This is a genomic window from Pseudomonas sp. YQ_5, assembly GCF_043103305.1.
Taxonomy (GTDB): Bacteria; Pseudomonadota; Gammaproteobacteria; order Pseudomonadales; family Pseudomonadaceae; genus Aquipseudomonas; species Aquipseudomonas putida_Y.
The window spans coordinates 43,353-61,651 of sequence record NZ_JBICJS010000093.1; the positions used below are offsets into that span (position 1 = coordinate 43,353).

Sequence of the window (18,299 nt, forward strand, 5' to 3'; positions counted from 1 at the left end):
CCAATCAAATCCCATGTGAAACGTGCGCCGTGGGAGCGGGCACGCCCGCGAACACCGGCGCAGCCGGTGCCAGCCACCGCGCCGGATTCTTCGCGGGCCTGCCGCTCCAATAGAGGCCCAGTGGTGCTCAACCATTCAGTTGGGTGCCAGTCAGCCGAACAGACTGGCCTCGACGTCAAACCCGGCATCGCGCATCTGTGCCAGCTTGTAGCGCAACGTCCGCGGGCTGATGCCCAAGCGTTCGGCCGCCTCTTTGCGGCGGCCGCGCTCAGCACGCAGGGTGTCGATGATCATCTGATACTCGTGCCGACGCATGTCATCGCCCAGCCCGCCGGCTTCGGCCGCCACGTCAGGTGATGGCTCGATGCCATCTGACAATGGAATGGCGCCCGCCAGACAAAAATCCGCCGCCTCGATCACTCCACCCTGCTGCAGGATCAGCGCCCGCTGCAAAGCGTTGTCCAGCTCGCGAACGTTGCCCGGCCAGGCATAGGCCTGCAGGCAGGCCCGCGCCTGCGGCGACAGACGCACCGGGGCATGCTTCATCTTGACCACATGCCGCGCCAGCAGGCGCTCAGCCAGCTGCAGGATATCGCCCGGCCGCTCACGCAGCGGGCGCCAGGCCAGCGGAAACACTGACAGGCGGTAGTACAGGTCTTCGCGGAAGCGCCCCGCCGCCACTTCGCCGGCCAGGTCGCGGTTGGTGGTGGCCAGCACCCGAATGTCCAGGCTGATCGGCTTGCGCCCGCCTACCCGCTCCACCTCGCGCTCCTGCAGCACACGCAGCAGCTTGGCCTGCAAGGCCATGGGCATTTCCGAGATTTCGTCGAGCAGCAGAGTACCGCCTTCGGCCTGCTCGAACTTGCCAGCCTGAGCAGCGATAGCGCCGGTGAAGGCGCCCTTCTCGTGGCCGAACAGGGTGGCCTCAAGCATGTTGTCGGGGATCGCCGCGCAGTTGATGGCCACGAAGGGTTGCGTGGCACGCTGCGACTGCTGGTGAATGTAGCGCGCCAGCACTTCCTTGCCAGTACCGGACTCGCCGGAAATCAGCACGGTCGAGTCACTGCGCGCCACACGGGCCGCCAGTTCCAGCAACTGGCGACTGGCCGGCTCGCAGGCCACCGGCCCCTCATCGCCGGTGACCCGCCCGGCGGCATGCCGCTCCACGAGGCTGAGCAGCGCCTTGGGCTCGAACGGCTTGACCAGGTAGTCAGCGGCGCCTTGGCGCATGGCCTCGACCGCACGTTCGACAGCGGCATGCGCCGTCATCAACAGCACCGGCAACTGTGGTTGCTGGCGGCGCAGCTGGCTGAGCAACTGGTGCCCGTCCATGCCGGGCATGTTGACGTCACTGACCACCAGACTGAAAGCGTCGTCCACCACGGCCTCCAGCGCTTCTTCGGCACTGCCCACCGCCTGATAGGCGAAACCGCCGATTTCCAGGGTATCGCCCAGCGCCTGGCGCAATACGCGGTCATCCTCGACCAGCAGCACCTTGATTGCCATTACACCCCCTCCGCCAATTGCCCGTCGATCAATGGCAACTCTACCCGCACGCAGGTACCACGGCCGACTTTCGAGCGCAGGTTGATCGTACCCTGATGCGCACGCACCACCGCCTTGACCACGGCCAGGCCCAGGCCGGTACCGGTGGCTTTGGTGGTGAGGAACGGCTCGCCCAAACGGCCGAGCAAGCCTGCATCTATGCCGCTGCCGGCATCGCTGATGCACAGGTGCAAGCTACGTTCGCGGCGGTACAGGTGCACCTTCAGCCGTGCCGGGCCATCGCTGGCCTGCAGGGCATTTTCAATCAGGTTGAGCAAAGCGCCGACCAAGGTGTCGCGGTTGCACAGCAATTCACCCAGATGGCTGTCGCACTGCCAGCGCACGGCGTGCCCCTGCACATGCGCCTGGGCCGCCTGCTGCAGGGCCTGGAACAGCGCTTTAGGGGTCGCCCGATCCCCCAGTGGCAACTCGCCACGGGCAAACACCAGCATGTCGCGCACCTGGTGCTCCAGTTCGTGCAGGCGTTCCTTCAAGGTCGCTGCGAAACGCAGGCGGGTTTCCGCGCTCAGCGCTTGCTCGCTATCGGCCAGGTGGCTGGCATACAGCATGGCTGCCGACAGCGGTGTGCGGATCTGGTGGGCCAGCGAGGCAACCATGCGCCCCAAGGACGACAGGCGCTCGTGGCGAGCCAGTTGATCCTGGAGGCGACGGGTTTCAGTCAGGTCGTTGAGCAGCACCAACTGGCCAGGCTCGGCATCCAGCGAGCGGGTGGCGATGGACAGACGGCGACCGTCGCGCAGCGAGACTTCGTGGCCGTCGTCCTTGCGCGGAGCAAAACTACGGGCGATCACCTGGCGCCACAATTGGCCGATCAGAGGTTCGCCGAGCAACTCACAGGCGGCTGGGTTGGCTTCGCGCACCAGGCCTTGGCCGTCGATCACGATCACCCCACCGGGCAGCAAGTCCAGCAGATTTTGCAGGCGGTTGGCCAGGCGTTCCTTTTCGCTCAGTTCTTCGATGCGCTGGGCGCTGACCACCGCCAGCTCGCCCTTCAGTTCACTGACCCGGGCTTCGAGCAGGCTGTAGGACTGGCTCAGCTGGCTGGACACCTGATTGAACAGGGCAAAGGCTTGCGCGATACCCTGGCCGCTGTCCTGCGCGACCGGGGTTTGCCCCTGCTGATCGGGGGCTCGGGATACGTGGGCGGCCTGGGGCATCTTGCTCTCTCGCGTGGCTGACCGTCATAAAAACGGTGTGGTGCCAGCGGTGTAGCAATAGCCGTGCCGGAGATAGGGATTTGGGTTTGACGTGGGATTGCTTCAAGGCTGAGAAGTGTTCGCCTTGAGATTGGTTGTGCCTGGGAGATCGAGCGCCGCCCGCGCGGCGCATCGCGAGCTGCGCTCGCTCCTACGTTTGTTTCGGGCCAATCATTCCTGTGCCATTTGCGCGCGAACGCCTTGGCGCATGGCGCAATATCACATTGTACAAACAAGCATCGCGAGGTCCTACGCTTGTTTCGGGCCAATCATTCCTGTGGGATTTGTGCGCGAACGCCTTGGCGCATGTCGCGATTTCGCGTGGTACGGGCCAGGCGGCCGCGCGCGCCTGGCACAGGCGTTACTGGCCCGAAACAAACGTAGGAGCGAGCGCAGCTCGCGATGCGCCGCGCGGGCGGCGCTCGATCTGCGCCCAAACGCAAAACCCGAGACAAACACCCCGCCCAAACATCAATCTTCCGCCTGTTCCTCACCGCCCTGGCGGCTCATGCCGTACTTGCGCATTTTCTCGACCAGGGTGGTACGGCGAATACGCAAACGTTCAGCCGCGCGCGCAACGATACCGTTGGCATCGTCCAGAGCCTGCTGGATCAGCCCCTGCTCCAGGCTACCCAGGTAGTCCTTGAGGTCCAGGCCTTCGGGCGGCAGCATGGCGTGATTGCTGAAGTTTGGTGTGTGGCCATTGATCGCCACGCGCTCTTCAAGGTCGCTGCGCAGGCTGTCGACCATCTGCTCGTCTTCGTCATCGACGTAGCGGAATTTCTTTGGCAATTCCGACACGCCAATGACCCCGTACGGGTGCATGATCGCCATGCGCTCGACCAGGTTGGCCAGCTCGCGCACGTTGCCCGGCCAGCCATGACGACACAGCGACATGATCGAGGCGGAATTGAAGCGAATGGAACCACGCTTCTCGTGCTCCATGCGCGAAATCAGCTCGTTCATCAACAACGGGATGTCTTCCACGCGCTCACGCAGCGGTGCCATTTCGATGGGGAACACATTCAGGCGGTAGTACAGGTCTTCACGGAACGTGCCGTCCTCGATCATGTTTTCGAGGTTCTTGTGCGTCGCAGCGATGATGCGCACGTCGATGCTCTGGGTCTTGTTGCTACCCACACGCTCGAAGGTACGTTCCTGCAGCACACGCAGCAGTTTGACTTGCATTGGCAATGGCATGTCGCCGATTTCGTCGAGGAACAGGGTACCGCCGTTGGCCAGCTCGAAACGCCCGGCACGGCTGGTGATGGCCCCGGTAAAGGCCCCCTTCTCGTGGCCGAAGAGTTCGCTTTCCAGCAGCTCGGCCGGGATCGCACCACAATTGACTGGCACGAACGGCGCTTCGCGACGTTTGGAATGGTAGTGCAGGTTGCGGGCCACCACTTCCTTGCCGGTACCCGACTCGCCCAGGATCAGCACGCTGGCGTCGGTATCCGCCACTTGCTGCATCATCTGCCGTACGTGCTGGATGGCACGACTGGTGCCGACCAGGCTGCGGAACAGATTGGGCTCGCGCTGGCGACCGCGCTCGCGTGCCTGGTCATACATTTCGCGGTAGACCTGGGCACGGTGCAGCGAATCCAGCAGCTGGCTGTAGCTTGGCGGCATTTCCAGGTTGGAAAGCACCCGGCGGCGAAGGTCTTCCGGGAACTCCGCAGAAGAAATTTCACCTAAAAGCAGAACCGGAAGGAACTCATCCCAGGTAGCCACTGTCTTAAGCAAGCCAAGCAGATTGCCCGGAGCATTCACGGTGCCGATGAGCACGCACAGCACTTCGCGGCTCGAGGACAATGGCTCGACAACCTGCTGCCAGTCATGGCTGGCACATGCGAGGTTTTCTTCGCCGAGGAAGTTCAGCACCACCGCAAGGTCGCGGCGGCGCGCGCTGTCGTCATCGATCAGCAGAATCTTGGTTTCACGCCACATGCAATAGCAACTTCCCTAGTCATATCGGCGCCCTGCGGGGGCGTGCTCGACATCATTCCGACTGAATGGTCAGTGTTCGGACGTCTGAAATTCGAAAACAGCCACTAGTAAAGTCAAAAAACACCGATCAGTCAAATTAATGGCGCACGGCTTTTTGCAACAACGGTGGTCAGGTGAACAAATGGTATACCTTTGCCGCGTTCTTCGCCTGACGGATTTTCGTCATTTCATCGACCAAGGATTGACGCTCACCACTTGCAACCTCGATTAGTTGGCGGTACACGACCATCAATTGCTCGAGACTGGCACTGACATCCGCCTCATTGCCTTTGGCTTCGGACACCATGTCACCGATGCGCAAGCGACATTCCAGGTCCAACTCCCCCACCGCTTCCCAGTCGCGGTCAGCCAGCGCTGCCAGCAGCATGTCCCGGGTCTGTTCGATTCGGGCGATTACTTCGCTCATGTCATGCTCCTTTATCAGGAAGCCGACGACTGATCGCCGATTGCATCCCAACCTTCCTTCACAGTGATCAGAAGGCGCGCGACCTCGTCGATGATGGTCGGGTCGCCTTTGACGTTGGCCTCGATCAAGCGACGGCTCATATACATGTACAAGCTGTCCAGCTCGGCCAGGCTTTCAGCATGGTTTTCCAGGTCCAGGCCTTCACGCAGGCCGCCGATGATGTCGATGGCCTTGCCGATGAGGATGCCCCTCTGCGCGATGTCGTTGCGAGCAATGGCACCCTTGGCCTGCGCCATGCGATCAAGGCCGCCCTGCATGAGCATCTGCACCAGGCGGTGCGGGCTGGCTTCGGAGGTCTGCGCTGCGCCGTTGACTTTCTGGTACTGCCGAAGGGCCAACATCGGGTTCATGGATCTGCCTCGTTGCTGCGGTAAAAATTTGCTTGTACCTGCTGTATCGCCTGTACGTCAAAAAACTTTAGGGGAAAAACAAAAAGCCCGGGGCGTCTCGCGGACGCCGCCGGGCTTTTGGCATGTTCAGCCGATCAGGATTTCTTGGCCTGGGCGTTGATCGCTTCGAAGATCGAGGTAATCTGGTCGGCCTGGGCTTTCATCTTGCCCAGGGCGGCGTCAAGGGCCACGTACTTCTTGGTCAGCGATTCGGTCAGGGACTCGGTGCGGCGATCAAGCGCGGCCTGCTGGTTGGCCAGTTCCGAGACCGCCTTGTCGAGGTTGGACTTGCGCGTGGCAAGGCTGCCATCGGTCTTGTTGTAAGGATCGATGGCATTGTTCATGCGCTCGAAGATGCCGTCGGTGCCGGTGAACAGCTCCTGCACCTCCGGGCCAAGCTTCTTGTCATTCATCGCTGAGCTGAACTTGCTGCTGTTGAATTCGAGCGTGCCATCTTTCTGGGTGTTGATACCCAACTGGCTCAGCGTGGTCAGCTGGTCGCCGGCCCCCACCTCACTCAGCACCTTGCGAATATCACCCAGCAGAGAGCGGGTGGTCGGGTCGTTGGTGAGCGGGCCGAGCACCAGCTTGTCATCGCTGTCACGACTGGTCGACGTCAGCGACGTGATCGCCTTCTGCAGCGTATTGTAGGCATCGACGAAGCTCTGGACCGACTTCTTCAGACCATCGTTGTCCGCCGCAACGGTGACCGCCGTCGGCGTACCAGTGGGAGCGCCGCTGGCCTTGGGGCTGACCCCGGTCAACTCCAGGGTCATGCCACTGATGGCGCTATCGAGCGTATTGGAGGCACTCTTGACCTTCAAGCCGTCGATGGTCAATTCGGCGTCCTGAGCCTTGGCAGTGATGAAGCCTGCACCGGTACCGGACATCTGCGTGGTGCCATCGATTGCCAGCTCGGCGATACCGCTCAGGGAGATGTCAGTCCCCGCCCCCGTGGTCGTAGAGCCGAGCACCAGGCGCGAGCCGCCTTCCTCGTTGATGATGTTGGCGGAAATGCCGTTGGCACTCATTTCCTTGTTGATCTGGTCGCGCACACTTTGCAGCGTCGCGCCGCTGGGCACGTCCAGGTTGTAGGTCTTGCCGTTCTGGCTGATGGTAAGCTGGCCAGCAGTGATCGGGCTGGTAGCACCACCACTGAACTGCTGGCTGGCCACTTTCGAGCCGGTGGCCAGCTTGTCCACCACGATGTCATAGCTACCCGCTACCGCTGAGTTGCTCGACTTGATCTTGACCACCGACTCGTTGGCCGAGGTCGCTGCATAGGCGTTGAAAGACGGCGCATCCTTGTCGTTGAGCGCCTTCATGGCATCCTGGAATGCCGTGAGGGCACTGCGCAGCGAGCCAATACCCGAAATCATCGCAGTGTTATTGCTGGTTTGCCGAGTGATCTGCGCCTGCTTGGCGGATGTATCGGCTTTGACCAATGCGGTCACGATCTCGGTAATGTTGAGACCAGAACCCAGGCCTGTACTGGAAGTAATCGGGCTTGCCATGCTGTAGTCCCTCTCATCAACGCGTCAGCCCGCTCCTGCGGGACCGACATGCATCACTTCATTTGGTGTTCGCCGCCGATCATACCTTGGCGTCGAACAGAACACTTTTGACATCGCTCAGGCTGTGAGCGATCCGCAGGGCCTCTTCCGAGGGCAACTGGCGAATCAGTTCACCACTGTCGGTAGCGATGACCTTGACCACGATCTTGCCGGATTCTTCATCCGTGGAAAATTCCAGATTGCGCTGCGATGCCTTCAGGAACTTTTCGATCTCCGAAACGGCATGTTTGACCTTGTCGGCATCGTGCTCCGCCTTTGGGTCTTTCTTGTCGTCTTCGGGCTTTACGTTTTCTGTCGACCGGGCTACCGGTTTTTCGGCAACCTGCTCGGCCGGACGTGCGGCCGGATAAGACAGGTTCAGCTTGACGCTCATGTCCATGCCCACCACCTCGCAATGAAAAGGCGGGGAAGTGCCTTACCAGCACTTCCCCGCCAGCAACCAGGCAGATTAGCCCAGCAGCTTCAGTACTGCCGATGGCAGCTGGTTGGCCTGAGCCAGAACCGAGGTGGAAGCTTGCTGCAGAGTCTGCTGCTTGGTCAGCTGGGCAGTTTCAGCAGCGAAGTCGGTATCCTGTACACGACCACGAGCAGCTTCGGCGTTTTCGTTGATGTTTTGCAGGTTGTTGATGGTGCTGGTCAGACGGTTCTGCGCGGCACCCAAGTCAGCACGGTTGCTGTTGATGGTTTGCAGAGCGGCGTCGATGGCCGAAACAGCAGCGCTGAAGTTGGCTTCGGCGGTGGTGGTGTCGGAACCCTGGATGTTGATCGAGGAAGTAACGCCCAGGTCCGAAGCGGTGAACTTGGCGCTCAGGTCGATGGTGATCTGGTTGGCGGAACCGGTGTTGGAGCCAACCTGGAAGGTCATGACCGAAGCCGAACCGTCCAGCAGGTTTTTGCCGTTCAGCTGGGTGCTGTTGGCAATACGGGTCAGTTCCGAAGCCATCGACTGGAATTCTTTGTCCAGAGCGACGCGGTCGTTGGTGCTGTTCGAGTCGTTTCGGGACTGAACGGCCAGTTCACGCATACGCTGCAGGATGTTGGTCTGCTCTTGCATCGCGCCTTCAGCGGTCTGGGCGATGGAGATACCGTCGTTGGCGTTTTTGATAGCCATGGTCTGACCACGGATCTGCGAGGTCATGCGGGTAGCGATCTGCAGGCCGGCGGCGTCGTCTTTGGCGCTGTTGATTTTCAGGCCGGAGGACAGACGGGTCATCGAGGTGCTCAGTGCATCGGAAGCACGGTTCAGGTTCTTCTGAACGCCCAGAGAGGTGGTGTTGGTGTTAACAGTCAAAGCCATGACGAATTCCTCGTTGGATTGGGTACTACGGCTTCCGGCCTTGGCAATTCGCCGGGTGTGGCACAGAGAACCTTCGTACTATTTATCGTCGTCAGGGCAGTTTGCTTTAGGGTGATTTCTCACTTTTTTTGCTGGCATCCGGCCACCTCAATGAAATCAAGGGTTTGACGCCAGAAAAGCATCACCAAAAATGAAAGAAGCGCAGCCCGGGGACGGGCTGCGCTTCTTTGTTCATCCGGCGCTCAGTCAGCCGTTGCGCTCGATGATCGCCGAGCCCCAGGACAGGCCGACGCCGAAGCCACTGAGTGCAACGCGTTGGTGCTGCGAGTTGAGCACATGCTTTTCCAGCAGCAACGGAATGCTCGACGACACGGTATTACCGGTCTCGACCATGTCCTTGACGAATTTCTGCTTGTGCGCTCCCTCGTCAAAACGCGCGGACACGGCATCGACGATCGCCGCGCTGCCCTGATGCAGGCAGTACAGGTCGATATCCTCGGCACGCAGCTGGCTGGCCTCAAGCAATTGTTGCAGGTGCGCAGGCACCTTGACCAAGGCGAAGTTGTAGACCTGACGGCCATTCATGAAGAACTTGCCGTCGGTCGTGCGCAGGTGCTCGGCACCTGCACCGTCGCTGCCGAACAGCGATTTGCCGAGCTGCCAGACCGCATCCTCGCCCATCCAGGTCGCGGTGGCGGCGTCGCCGAACAGCATGGTGGTGTTGCGATCTTCGGGATCGACGATCTTCGAATACGGGTCGGCGGTGATCAGCAGGCCGTTTTTCAACCCGGTCGCCTCCATGAAGCCTTTCATGGCATAAAGACCGTAAACGTAGCCGGAGCAGCCCAGCGAGATATCAAACGCTGCAACCTGGGTGCTCAGGCCGAGCTTTTGCTGAACGATGGCAGCAGTGTGCGGCAAGCCTTCGCCGTCACCGTTCTGGGTGACGACTATCACGGCATCAATGGATGCAGGATCGAGCTCAGGATTAGCAGCAAACAAGTTTTTCGCTGCTTCCACGCAAAGATCAGAGGTTTCCTGAGTGGTTCCCTTGCGCGGCAAGAAAGTCGAACCGATCTTGCCAAAGATAAAATCCTGATCTTTGCCAAATTTTGCGCCCTGTGCGTAATTGTCGACACCTTCGACAGGTACGAAACTGGCGATGCTTTTGATGCCAATCATTGTGGCTTCCCGATAGATATGGCGAAAATTCGCGGGCTTGTGCGCCAGGGTCAGGATCTCGCGTGACGAGACGACGTGATTGCCCGCAGACTCGATAGCTTAGAGATGCACGTTTCGACTGCCAAGTCACGGTTATGTATACGATCAGGCAATTGCTCGACAAGATCAATGCCTTCGCGCGCAGCCGCGACCCGCGAGCACGGCCGGGTACCCACATTGCGCGGGCTCCCGGCCTTACCTCAGCACCTCAGACGAGCCAGGCCTGGCGCCAGGCTTCCAGGCGCTCCCCCTCGAGCAGCCAGTTCGAGCGAACGGCATTCTGCAGCGCATCACCCAGCGCAGCCGAGGCGTCACGATCTTCCAGGTGCAGACGAATGGCGCGCAGCCAGTCAGCCGGCTGGTTATCCACTTTCGACAACGGCAAGCTACCTGCACCAGCGAAACCGGCCACACGACTGCAGATGACGGGATGAGCGCAAGCGGCGTGCTGCAGCACCCGCAGATCGGCCGAGCACGCATTACCCAGGGTATCGGCCATGGGCACCAGCGCCAAATCCAGATTCAGCGCGGCGAGCGTAATGCCCAAGCGCTCGAACGGGACCGGTGGATGCTGCTCGCTGACATACGGCCTCAAAGCCTGCGGGCAATCACCCAGGACCACCCAGTCGACCTCCTGGGCCATGGCTGGTACGACCTCGGCCAACAGGCCCGCATCCTTGTTGCCAATCCAGCCCAGACGCGGCCTGGTCGCCGCACCACGCAAGCCTTGCAGCTGCCCCCAGGTGGCAGGTAATGCACTCTCGAGCAGGCGAACGTCGTCATGTTGCCCTAGCAGCATCTCTGCCAACGTCGGGCTGGCCACGACCACCCTGTCTGCCTGCATCAGGCCGTAATTCAGGCGCTGCAGCAACTCTTCGCCCCCCATGCCCGCAGCAAGCCCCATTTCTGCGACATAGCCGTCCAGGTCATACACCTTGAAGGCCTCGGAGAACGCGCGCAGACGACGCAAAGTCAGCAGGCCAGCGTCTGCCAGCGGGCGCTGCAGGACGATGGTCGAGGGCGCGTAACGCTGAATGTCGACCAGGGTGAGCACCCCAGTGGTCACCGAGCCATCGATTGCGCCGGTATTTCGCAACGCCATGAGCGGCTGTATCACACGTGCCTGGCCGGCCGCTTGCTGGTCCGCCGCAAAAGCCAGCACCGTCGGGACGATACCATGCAGCGGCCGCCAGCACAGGCCATTATCCTGTCGCGCATAACTATGGCCGGCCAGGAGCGACAGGTTGGCATTGTAGGAGGGATCACTGGCCAGTTGCGGCAACCAGCGAGCGTAGAGTGCCTCCTCCTGTTCGGCGCTTACCACAGCGGCTGCTGCCGCTTCCAGCTGCAGCCTGGCGCGTGGCGTCCAGACATTGAGGTAGCCGGCCTGCTGCAAACGCAGGCACAGATCGACTGCAACCCACGGTTCCAGCAACGGATCGACAGTGAAGCCACCCAGGTCGAGGAAGGTTGCGCGCCGAACCATCAGGCAATGATCACCCACTGCTACGCCGTTGCGCTCGATCATCAGCGCCGCCAGCTCACCCTCCTCGCCAGTCGCCCGCCCGGTGTAGGCCGGGCCCACGCTTCCGCCCTGACCGAGCACCAGGCCAGCCTGCCGGACCACACCGTCGACGCTCGACATCAAGCCGCCCACGGCTCCAACCTCAGGACGCTGCGCATGGTTGAGCAAGGCCTGCAACCAGTCACCGTCACTGACCATGGCGACTGCATCCAGCCAGACCAGGAATTCGCCCTGTGCTTCTTGCGCTGCGGCGTTGCACATGGCGGCGCGTGTCTGTCCGGCCATGAAACGCAGCACATGGATCCGTCCCTGGCCTACCTGGCACAGCATTTCCAGCCACTGCAGCATCAGCTGGTCGTCATTGCCCGGCTCGACCAGCAGCACTTCATGCTCGATAGCCGTGGTATAGGCTAGCAACTGCTCCACGCAGCGCTGCAACCGCGACAGGTCGCCATCGATATAGATCAGGATGCTCACCGAAGTCGGCTGCTGGTGCCCATAGTCGATTTCATAGCGATTCGGCGCCTGCGTGGTCGGCCGGACCTGTGCGTGCGGATAGCCACGCTCCAGCAGGTGTGCCTGGATGACCGAGCGTTCGTCATCGCAGGTCAGTGGCTGTTCCAGGTTGGCGATCAACAGCGGCTCGCTGACATGGCCTACTACCCCAAGGCCATGATCGGCAATCAGGCGCAACTGGTATGCCAGCTCGAATGCGCGCCCTGATGCCGGGTCGAACCCGCCCTGATGCAGCAGCGCACGCGTGTCATACAACCAGTGCCGCGACAAGGCGGCTGGATGGGCGAGCAACATATCCAGGTTGAGGTCCGGGCGCAGGCGCCCTTCGACAGTGTCACCGGCGCCACGAACGGCCTCATCGGCAAATACCGCCAGGCAGGTTTCCGGGGCCTGCGCCAGATCGAGCGCCACCACCAGCAGGCCGCTGGCGGTAAACTGCACGCCAGCATCGACTACCATGCACCACTCGCACGGGCTGTTTTCGAGCGCGCTATGGATGGAGGGTAGCGGCGCCCGGGTGTCAGCCGAGAGCCACTGTACGTTCGGCCGGCGGGGTTCCTGCGCGCCCAGAACACACACCTGGATGCGTTGGTACAGCACATCGTCGAGGCTGCCCAGAGTACGCGCCAAGGCGGCGGGGTCACCATGATCCAGCACCAGCACGGCAACCGAAGGCGCACCGGGTGCAGCCAGACGCTCCTGCATCAATTGCAACTGTTGCGGCAACGGGTACCGCTGGCGCAGCCATCTCAGCATGCCGGCACGGTTGCCGGCGGACTCGCGACGGGCCGCCAACTGCGTCTTGGCAATGAACACCTCAAGGTGCTGCCAGAACGGTGCAGTCTTTTCCACGTAGCGCTGCAGGGCACCCTCGAGGCCGGCACTGGCGCGCGCCAACGCGTGCGGCTGGTCGAGCATCGCAAAGCCGTGGCTGCCGATGAAGCTGGCTTCAAGAAACGACTGATCAATCCCGTACCCCGGAATGAAAATCACCGGGCAGCCGCACAGAACGGCGATCACGCAGGTCATCGACCACTCATGGGTGTAGAGCACTTCGGCCTTGCGCAGCAACACCGCCAGTTCAGGTAACGACAGGGCGTTGGCCATGCTAAGCAGGCGGATATCGCCAGGCAACTGTGAGTAGTCGATCTGCTCCAGAGGGTGGCGGTTCTGGTAAAGGTACTTGCCCTCACGCGCGCTACCCGGTGCCGGCGCGCTGAACAGCTCGACATCGATGGTCGGCAGGCACAACAGGTCGCCGTCCGGGTAGCCATGCCGCGCGGCGATCAGGGCGCCGGAATAGAACAACAGGTCACTGCCCGCTGCCTGCATGCTTTGGCCGGTCAGGAAACCCTCGAAGTTCAGCAGGAAACGCGCCACAACATCGCAGCCAAGCGGATTGCCAACCACCACTTCCGGATAGACAGCGATGGGTACCTTACCTTCATCCTGGTGCCGCTTCTGGGTCCGAGGGTCCAGTAGCGGCGTCTTGAGGTTCGGGTTGACCACCTGGCCACCGCAGATGTATGCCTCGCGCCCGTTCAGATTGAGCACATGGCAGAGGTAATGCAGGGACGCGACGCCCGACGAGGTTTCCCGGTAGTCCGGCGCCAGTATGTAATACGGATGCTCCGGCTTGGCATACATAAGGCGCAAGCGCATCAGCGCCTGGTCGAGCGATTGGGCGTCAACCCGGGCAGAATTGGGCATCGCTTGGAAACTCCAGAATCAGGAAATACAACGGCAAGCCGGCCTCAAACAGCGCGGGACTCGGCAAAGAATTGGGCGACTGCGGCACATACTTGGGCGACTTGGCGAGCGCTCATGTCGGAATACAGCGGCAAGCGCACCAGACGCTGGGCTACATCACAGGTCACCGGCAGTTCTCCGACGCTGCGCGAATAACGAAGGCCGGCAGGCGAATCGTGCAGCGGTACATAATGAAACACCGCGTGAATATCCCGCTCGCGCAGGAACCGGATCAGCTCACTACGTTCGTGGTTGTTGCGCATCAGCAGGTAGAAGATGTGCGCATTGGCTGGCCGCCCCCCTGGCGTGCGCGGCAGTTGGAAGTACCCATCGGCTTCCAGTGCCTGCAGCTGGTTGTAGTAAGCCTCGTACAGGCCACGCCGATGAGCGTTGATGCTTTCGCCCTGCTCCAGCTGGGCATACAGGAAAGCGGCCGTCAGCTCGCTGGGCAAGAACGAAGACCCGACATCGACCCAGGTGTACTTGCTGACTTCACCGCGGGCAAACGCCTTACGGTTGGTACCCTTCTGCCAGATGATCTCGGCGCGCTCGATCAGTTTCGGGTCATTGATCAGCAATGCCCCTCCCTCACCACTGATAACATTCTTGGTCTCATGGAAACTCAGGCAGCCGAGGTGGCCGATGGTACCCAGGGCCCTGGTCTTCTCACGGGCAAGAATTGCCTGGGCGGCGTCCTCGATGAGCATCAGGCCGTAACGGTTGCAGATACGCAACAGCGCATCCATGTCACAGGGCTGCCCCGCATAATGCACGGCCACGACCGCCTTGGTCTTCTCGGTGATTGCGGCTTCGACCAGACGCTCATCAAGGTTGAGGCTGTCCGGACGAATATCCACGAACACCGGCACTGCACCACGCAGCACGAAGGCGTTGGCGGTGGAGACGAACGTGAATGACGGCATGATGACCTCATCCCCCGGCCCGACATCGGCAAGGATCGCCGCCATCTCCAGCGCTGCAGTGCATGAATGGGCTAGCAGCGCTTTTGGGCAGCCCAGGTTGTCCTCCAGCCATTGCTGGCACATCTGGGTGAACTGCCCGTCGCCAGCGATGCCGCCGTTCATCACCGCTTGGGCGATGTAGAACAACTCCTTGCCAACGACAAAAGGTTTGTTGAAGGGTATTACCTGTTTGCTCACGTTCGTATTCTCCAGCCCGTGCCTCAGGTGAAATCGCTCAGCGGCAGGTAGCCACCGATCAGCGCATCGATAAACTCGACCTGTACTGCCTGCTCCATGCCATTACGGGTAAAGAAATCTCGGGCACGCTGGTAGTAATACTGTTCAAGCGCCTGGTCGGCATCGGTATGTCCCGCGTCGAAACCATGCTGGGAAAGCGCCGAGCATTTGACTGCTGCGTATTTGCGACAACACACCTCGACCGACTGATCGAGCATTGCCCGTCGCTGTGGCCGGGTGTGTGCGAAATACGCGCTTGCCTGTGGCGAAAGAAGCTGCCCCTGCACCAGCGCTGCCAAGTTGTCCGCCAACCACGGCGCGAAATGGTAGCCGTCGCGCCGCGTGCCGGTTGCGATGAACGTATTGTCGTTGAGCTGACCAATGACCGGATAACCATCGAGGCTCACCGGTCGATAGCCAAAGTTGTACCGCACGAAGCCACTGGCGCGGTGCATCTGATTGACCTGATTGATCGCACCATTGATCAGTGCTGCCACCGACTCTGCGCGCGGTACCTGCTCGTCAACCGTAGTAATCAGGTTTGTCGCACCGACCACGAAAAGATCGTCCCGGTAAGGCGCATGGTAGATGCCACAGGCGCCACCACGGTTGGGTGTGCGAAGCACGTATCGGCCCTGGATACTCTGGTTTTTCAATACCACGGTAGCGCCGACGCCATTGATCACCCGAATGCAGTCGTCCTCTGCCCACAGCCGGGTTGCCATGCTGCCATTGGCCAGCACCACGCGCTCTGCGGCCAGCACACGGCCATCGGCCAGGCGCGCGCCACAGGTGCGGCCGCCGACCTTGTCCAGCGACTCCACTACCCCCTCGACAAAACGCACGCCGCGCCTGGCCAACGTCTGCTGCAGGGCATGCACTACCCCGTCCGGGTTGACCACACCCTCTCGAGGTAGGAACAAGGCGTTGCGGCTGCGATAGCCCGAAGCCGGCGAGTATGCAGGCTCTAGCGTCGGCTCGATCCGCTCGTGGGGTTCCGCGAATTCTTCGAGATAGCCGGCAATGGCATCGAAGGCCTGGTCTTCGAACGCGTTGGAAGCGTTGTTGTTGACCAGCACGGTGCCTAGCCGATAGTGCTCGGCGGGGATTTCGAATTCTTCGACGAACGCCGCCCACAGCCGTGCGGAAGCCTGGCTGAGTTCGAACTTGAGGCGATCGCGCGGCTGGTCCAGTGCACCCGGCTCAAGTTCGGCGAACGAATTGAGCATGGCGGCGGCGGCCATCGACGCACTGTAGGGTCGCGATATCGGGCCCACCACAGTAATGCGCTCGGCCGGTACCGAACGGGAAAGACCTGCAGCGATCGCCAGGCCAACCATACCGTTACCAATGATTAGAAACATGGCTCGCCCCCCTTACAGCAACTTGACGATGCACAGGGACGGGTATGTCTGCGAGCGCTTGATCTCATGACGTACCTTGCCCAGCACTTCGGCCACATAGGCGTAGCCCTCGCCCGGCAGGAAGTCACGCTGCAACTGGAAGAACGCCAGCTGCGAACCCGGTACGCAGCGCGGCAGAATCTGCTCCAGGGCAAAGCGGGTCGGCCCTTCCAGGTTCATGTCGAAGAAGGCCAGCGCCACAAGCAGATTGCGGTTTTCCTCAATGAAACGCGGCAAGGTATCCTTGATGTCGCCCTCGACCACCTGGTGGCCGCTGGAAACCTGCGGCAGCGCATTGATGCTTTCATGCACAGCGAGCAAATGGCGCAGGTAATCGGCATAGCCGCTACCAGTATCGTAACAACCGTCCTGGAAATGCTCGTTGTCGACCTTGCTGTCGCTGGCGTGGGACTTGTAGCCGGCGAAGGTATCGAACGCCGCTACCCGACGCTGCTTGTTGAAAGGCTCGAAGATGGCACGCAGGTTTTCGCATAGCACCGCGTTCTGACCACGCCAGGTACCGAAATCCAGCACCGAACCAGGCAGCGGGACAATCTCGCGATACAGGTCGGAAATCGCCAACATCCGTGCAAGGGAAGCCGAACGGATGAACAGGCCGAGATTGCGCTCTTTCTCGGCATCATCGAGCGGCGCGTTGGCGAAGGACTGCCAAAGGCGCTCACGCGCTTCAAGTTGGCTGTCGCTGGATTGGGTGACGGAAGTAGAGCCTTTCTTGAGCATGGATGTCTCCAGGAAACAGGGAAGTCGAATGGCAGGTCACGGGGCCTTGCGCACGAGCAGGGTGAATTCGTACAAGCCATAGTCATGCAAGAGTGCCACCTGCCTGGAGTAGGTTCTTTTGCACAGGTCAAAGTAAAAGCACGGATCGCCGTAATACAGGTAGTCACGCATGAAGGGCGCATCGGAGTAACTGGTCAGGCAGTTGAACGCGAAGCCTTTGATAGAGCAGGCATCCATACTGCGAAGCACCTCGGCAATATAGTTTTCCCAGGCTTCACGCGGAGTCTGCTGTGAAACGTTAAAAATGCCGCTGGCCACCGCGTAGTCCGCCGTTCGGCTGGACCGCTCAGCGACCTCGAAGCTCGTGGACGGGTCCGCCCCGTGCCTGGCGCGGGCCGACGCGATCATTTCGGCTGACAGGTCATAGCCGTGGTAGTCCACCGCCGCGCCGCGTTCGCGCAACCACTCCAGCAATGCGCCGTAGCCGCAACCAACATCGACCAGGCTAAAACCTTGCTGCCACTCCTGCTGCGGGACCAGCTTGAGCAGCTGTTCAAAGCGCAGATGTTGGGAAGCGCTACCGTTCCAGTCAACCCCTTCCGGGGTGGCCCCATGTTCGCGAATACGCGAGGAGTAGTACTGTTCCACTTCGCGCAGAATGGTAGTGCTCATGGTCGCCGCTCCAGGAAGGCAGGCGCGTCAGCGCCAGTATTGAACAACAGGTCGATGACACTCAGCGCGTGCTGGAAACCGCCGTATAACTGCGGGTACTCGGGGTAGCCGGCATAGTCCATGTACGACAGACCGAGTCCGGCAGCAGCAAATGCGGCCTCGTCCAGATAACAGCTTGCTGCCGGCCCCGACAGGTAGTGCGTGCCACCAACGGCCTGGCATAACTGGATCAGCCGTTCGTTCTTGCCGGTTGCCTGCCCCAGCTCTTCGGCGCGAAACAGCGGCGTGTAGATGTTCAGCAGCGGACACAGACCGGCGATGAACAGATGGTTGATACGGGAAAGATGAGTGAGCGCTGCGGCCTGCTCGAAGAGCGCCCTGATCGGCCCCTCCATCTGTTCGAAGCAAGCCGCGCGGCGGTAGCTCATCTCAATGGTTTTCCAGTGCGCCTGCGCCCAACCCGGCTCGCTGACCTGCACTTCGTTGATCAACTGCTCGTAGCGTCCCTTGTTCCTCACCGGTATGCTCAGCCAGTGCTCACCCTGTGCAGTCTTTATCTTGTTGCGATTACGCCAGTCTCGGCGCGTGTACTGGACATCGTCGAACAGAATGAACGCGTCGACGCTGCCGATCAGGTCGAAATACCCTTTCCATGGAATGTAATTGGACTGCAACACAGCCACTTTCTTTTGCATCCACGACCTCGTTCACACCGCGTGAAGCCAGGCGTCAGCCTGTCAATTAATTGCCGCCAGGCGAAAAAAACCGGGCATCTGCC

The 18,299-nt window shown here is 60.9% G+C and carries 15 protein-coding genes; all 15 read right to left on the reverse strand.

The window, feature by feature from the left end:
* Window positions 1-150: 150 nt before the first annotated feature.
* Complete coding sequence (locus tag ACF8EA_RS20395; protein WP_392523084.1) at window positions 151-1,506, reverse strand: sigma-54-dependent transcriptional regulator; 1,356 nt, start codon at window positions 1,504-1,506, stop codon at window positions 151-153.
* Window positions 1,506-2,723, reverse strand: a complete 1,218-nt coding sequence (locus ACF8EA_RS20400) for a sensor histidine kinase (protein WP_392523085.1) — start codon at window positions 2,721-2,723, stop codon at window positions 1,506-1,508. The genes ACF8EA_RS20395 and ACF8EA_RS20400 overlap by 1 nt, the downstream gene beginning before the upstream one ends.
* A 510-nt stretch (window positions 2,724-3,233) precedes the next feature.
* A complete protein-coding gene (fleQ, locus tag ACF8EA_RS20405; RefSeq protein ID WP_103469900.1) occupies window positions 3,234-4,709 on the reverse strand; it encodes a transcriptional regulator FleQ in 1,476 nt (491 codons plus the stop codon).
* A gap of 169 nt (window positions 4,710-4,878) precedes the next feature.
* A complete protein-coding gene (locus ACF8EA_RS20410) occupies window positions 4,879-5,175 on the reverse strand; it encodes a flagellar protein FliT (RefSeq protein ID WP_392523086.1) in 297 nt (98 codons plus the stop codon).
* 14 nt (window positions 5,176-5,189) lie between these two features.
* A complete protein-coding gene (gene fliS, locus ACF8EA_RS20415) occupies window positions 5,190-5,585 on the reverse strand; it encodes a flagellar export chaperone FliS (RefSeq protein ID WP_021785172.1) in 396 nt (131 codons plus the stop codon).
* 134 nt (window positions 5,586-5,719) lie between these two features.
* Entirely contained in the window at window positions 5,720-7,138 is a 1,419-nt protein-coding gene (gene fliD, locus ACF8EA_RS20420) for a flagellar filament capping protein FliD (RefSeq protein ID WP_392523088.1), read from the reverse strand.
* Between the two features lie 79 nt (window positions 7,139-7,217).
* Window positions 7,218-7,577, reverse strand: a complete 360-nt coding sequence (locus tag ACF8EA_RS20425) for a flagellar protein FlaG (protein WP_274147964.1) — start codon at window positions 7,575-7,577, stop codon at window positions 7,218-7,220.
* Window positions 7,578-7,646: 69 nt separating this feature from the next.
* Complete coding sequence (locus tag ACF8EA_RS20430; protein WP_015271225.1) at window positions 7,647-8,495, reverse strand: flagellin domain-containing protein; 849 nt, start codon at window positions 8,493-8,495, stop codon at window positions 7,647-7,649.
* A gap of 246 nt (window positions 8,496-8,741) precedes the next feature.
* The gene (locus ACF8EA_RS20435) at window positions 8,742-9,677 is read right to left on the reverse strand and encodes a ketoacyl-ACP synthase III (protein WP_021785169.1); all 936 of its coding nucleotides are present in this window, start codon (window positions 9,675-9,677) and stop codon (window positions 8,742-8,744) included.
* Window positions 9,678-9,924: 247 nt separating this feature from the next.
* On the reverse strand, window positions 9,925-13,467 hold the full coding sequence (locus tag ACF8EA_RS20440) for a glycosyltransferase family 2 protein (protein WP_392523090.1): 3,543 nt from the start codon (window positions 13,465-13,467) through the stop codon (window positions 9,925-9,927).
* Window positions 13,468-13,511: 44 nt separating this feature from the next.
* Window positions 13,512-14,666: a dTDP-4-amino-4,6-dideoxygalactose transaminase gene (rffA, locus tag ACF8EA_RS20445; protein WP_021785167.1), complete on the reverse strand. Its 1,155-nt coding sequence runs from the start codon at window positions 14,664-14,666 to the stop codon at window positions 13,512-13,514.
* 23 nt (window positions 14,667-14,689) lie between these two features.
* Window positions 14,690-16,069 (reverse strand): FAD-binding oxidoreductase, encoded by a 1,380-nt coding sequence (locus ACF8EA_RS20450; protein WP_021785166.1) that lies wholly within the window; start codon window positions 16,067-16,069, stop codon window positions 14,690-14,692.
* A gap of 12 nt (window positions 16,070-16,081) precedes the next feature.
* Window positions 16,082-16,849, reverse strand: coding sequence for a hypothetical protein (locus ACF8EA_RS20455; RefSeq protein ID WP_021785165.1), 768 nt, complete (start codon window positions 16,847-16,849; stop codon window positions 16,082-16,084).
* A 36-nt stretch (window positions 16,850-16,885) separates the two neighbouring features.
* The gene (locus tag ACF8EA_RS20460; RefSeq protein ID WP_021785164.1) at window positions 16,886-17,521 is read right to left on the reverse strand and encodes a class I SAM-dependent methyltransferase; all 636 of its coding nucleotides are present in this window, start codon (window positions 17,519-17,521) and stop codon (window positions 16,886-16,888) included.
* Window positions 17,518-18,216: a WbqC family protein gene (locus ACF8EA_RS20465; RefSeq protein ID WP_021785163.1), complete on the reverse strand. Its 699-nt coding sequence runs from the start codon at window positions 18,214-18,216 to the stop codon at window positions 17,518-17,520. Before ACF8EA_RS20465 ends, ACF8EA_RS20460 begins: the two co-directional genes overlap by 4 nt.
* Window positions 18,217-18,299: the final 83 nt, after the last annotated feature.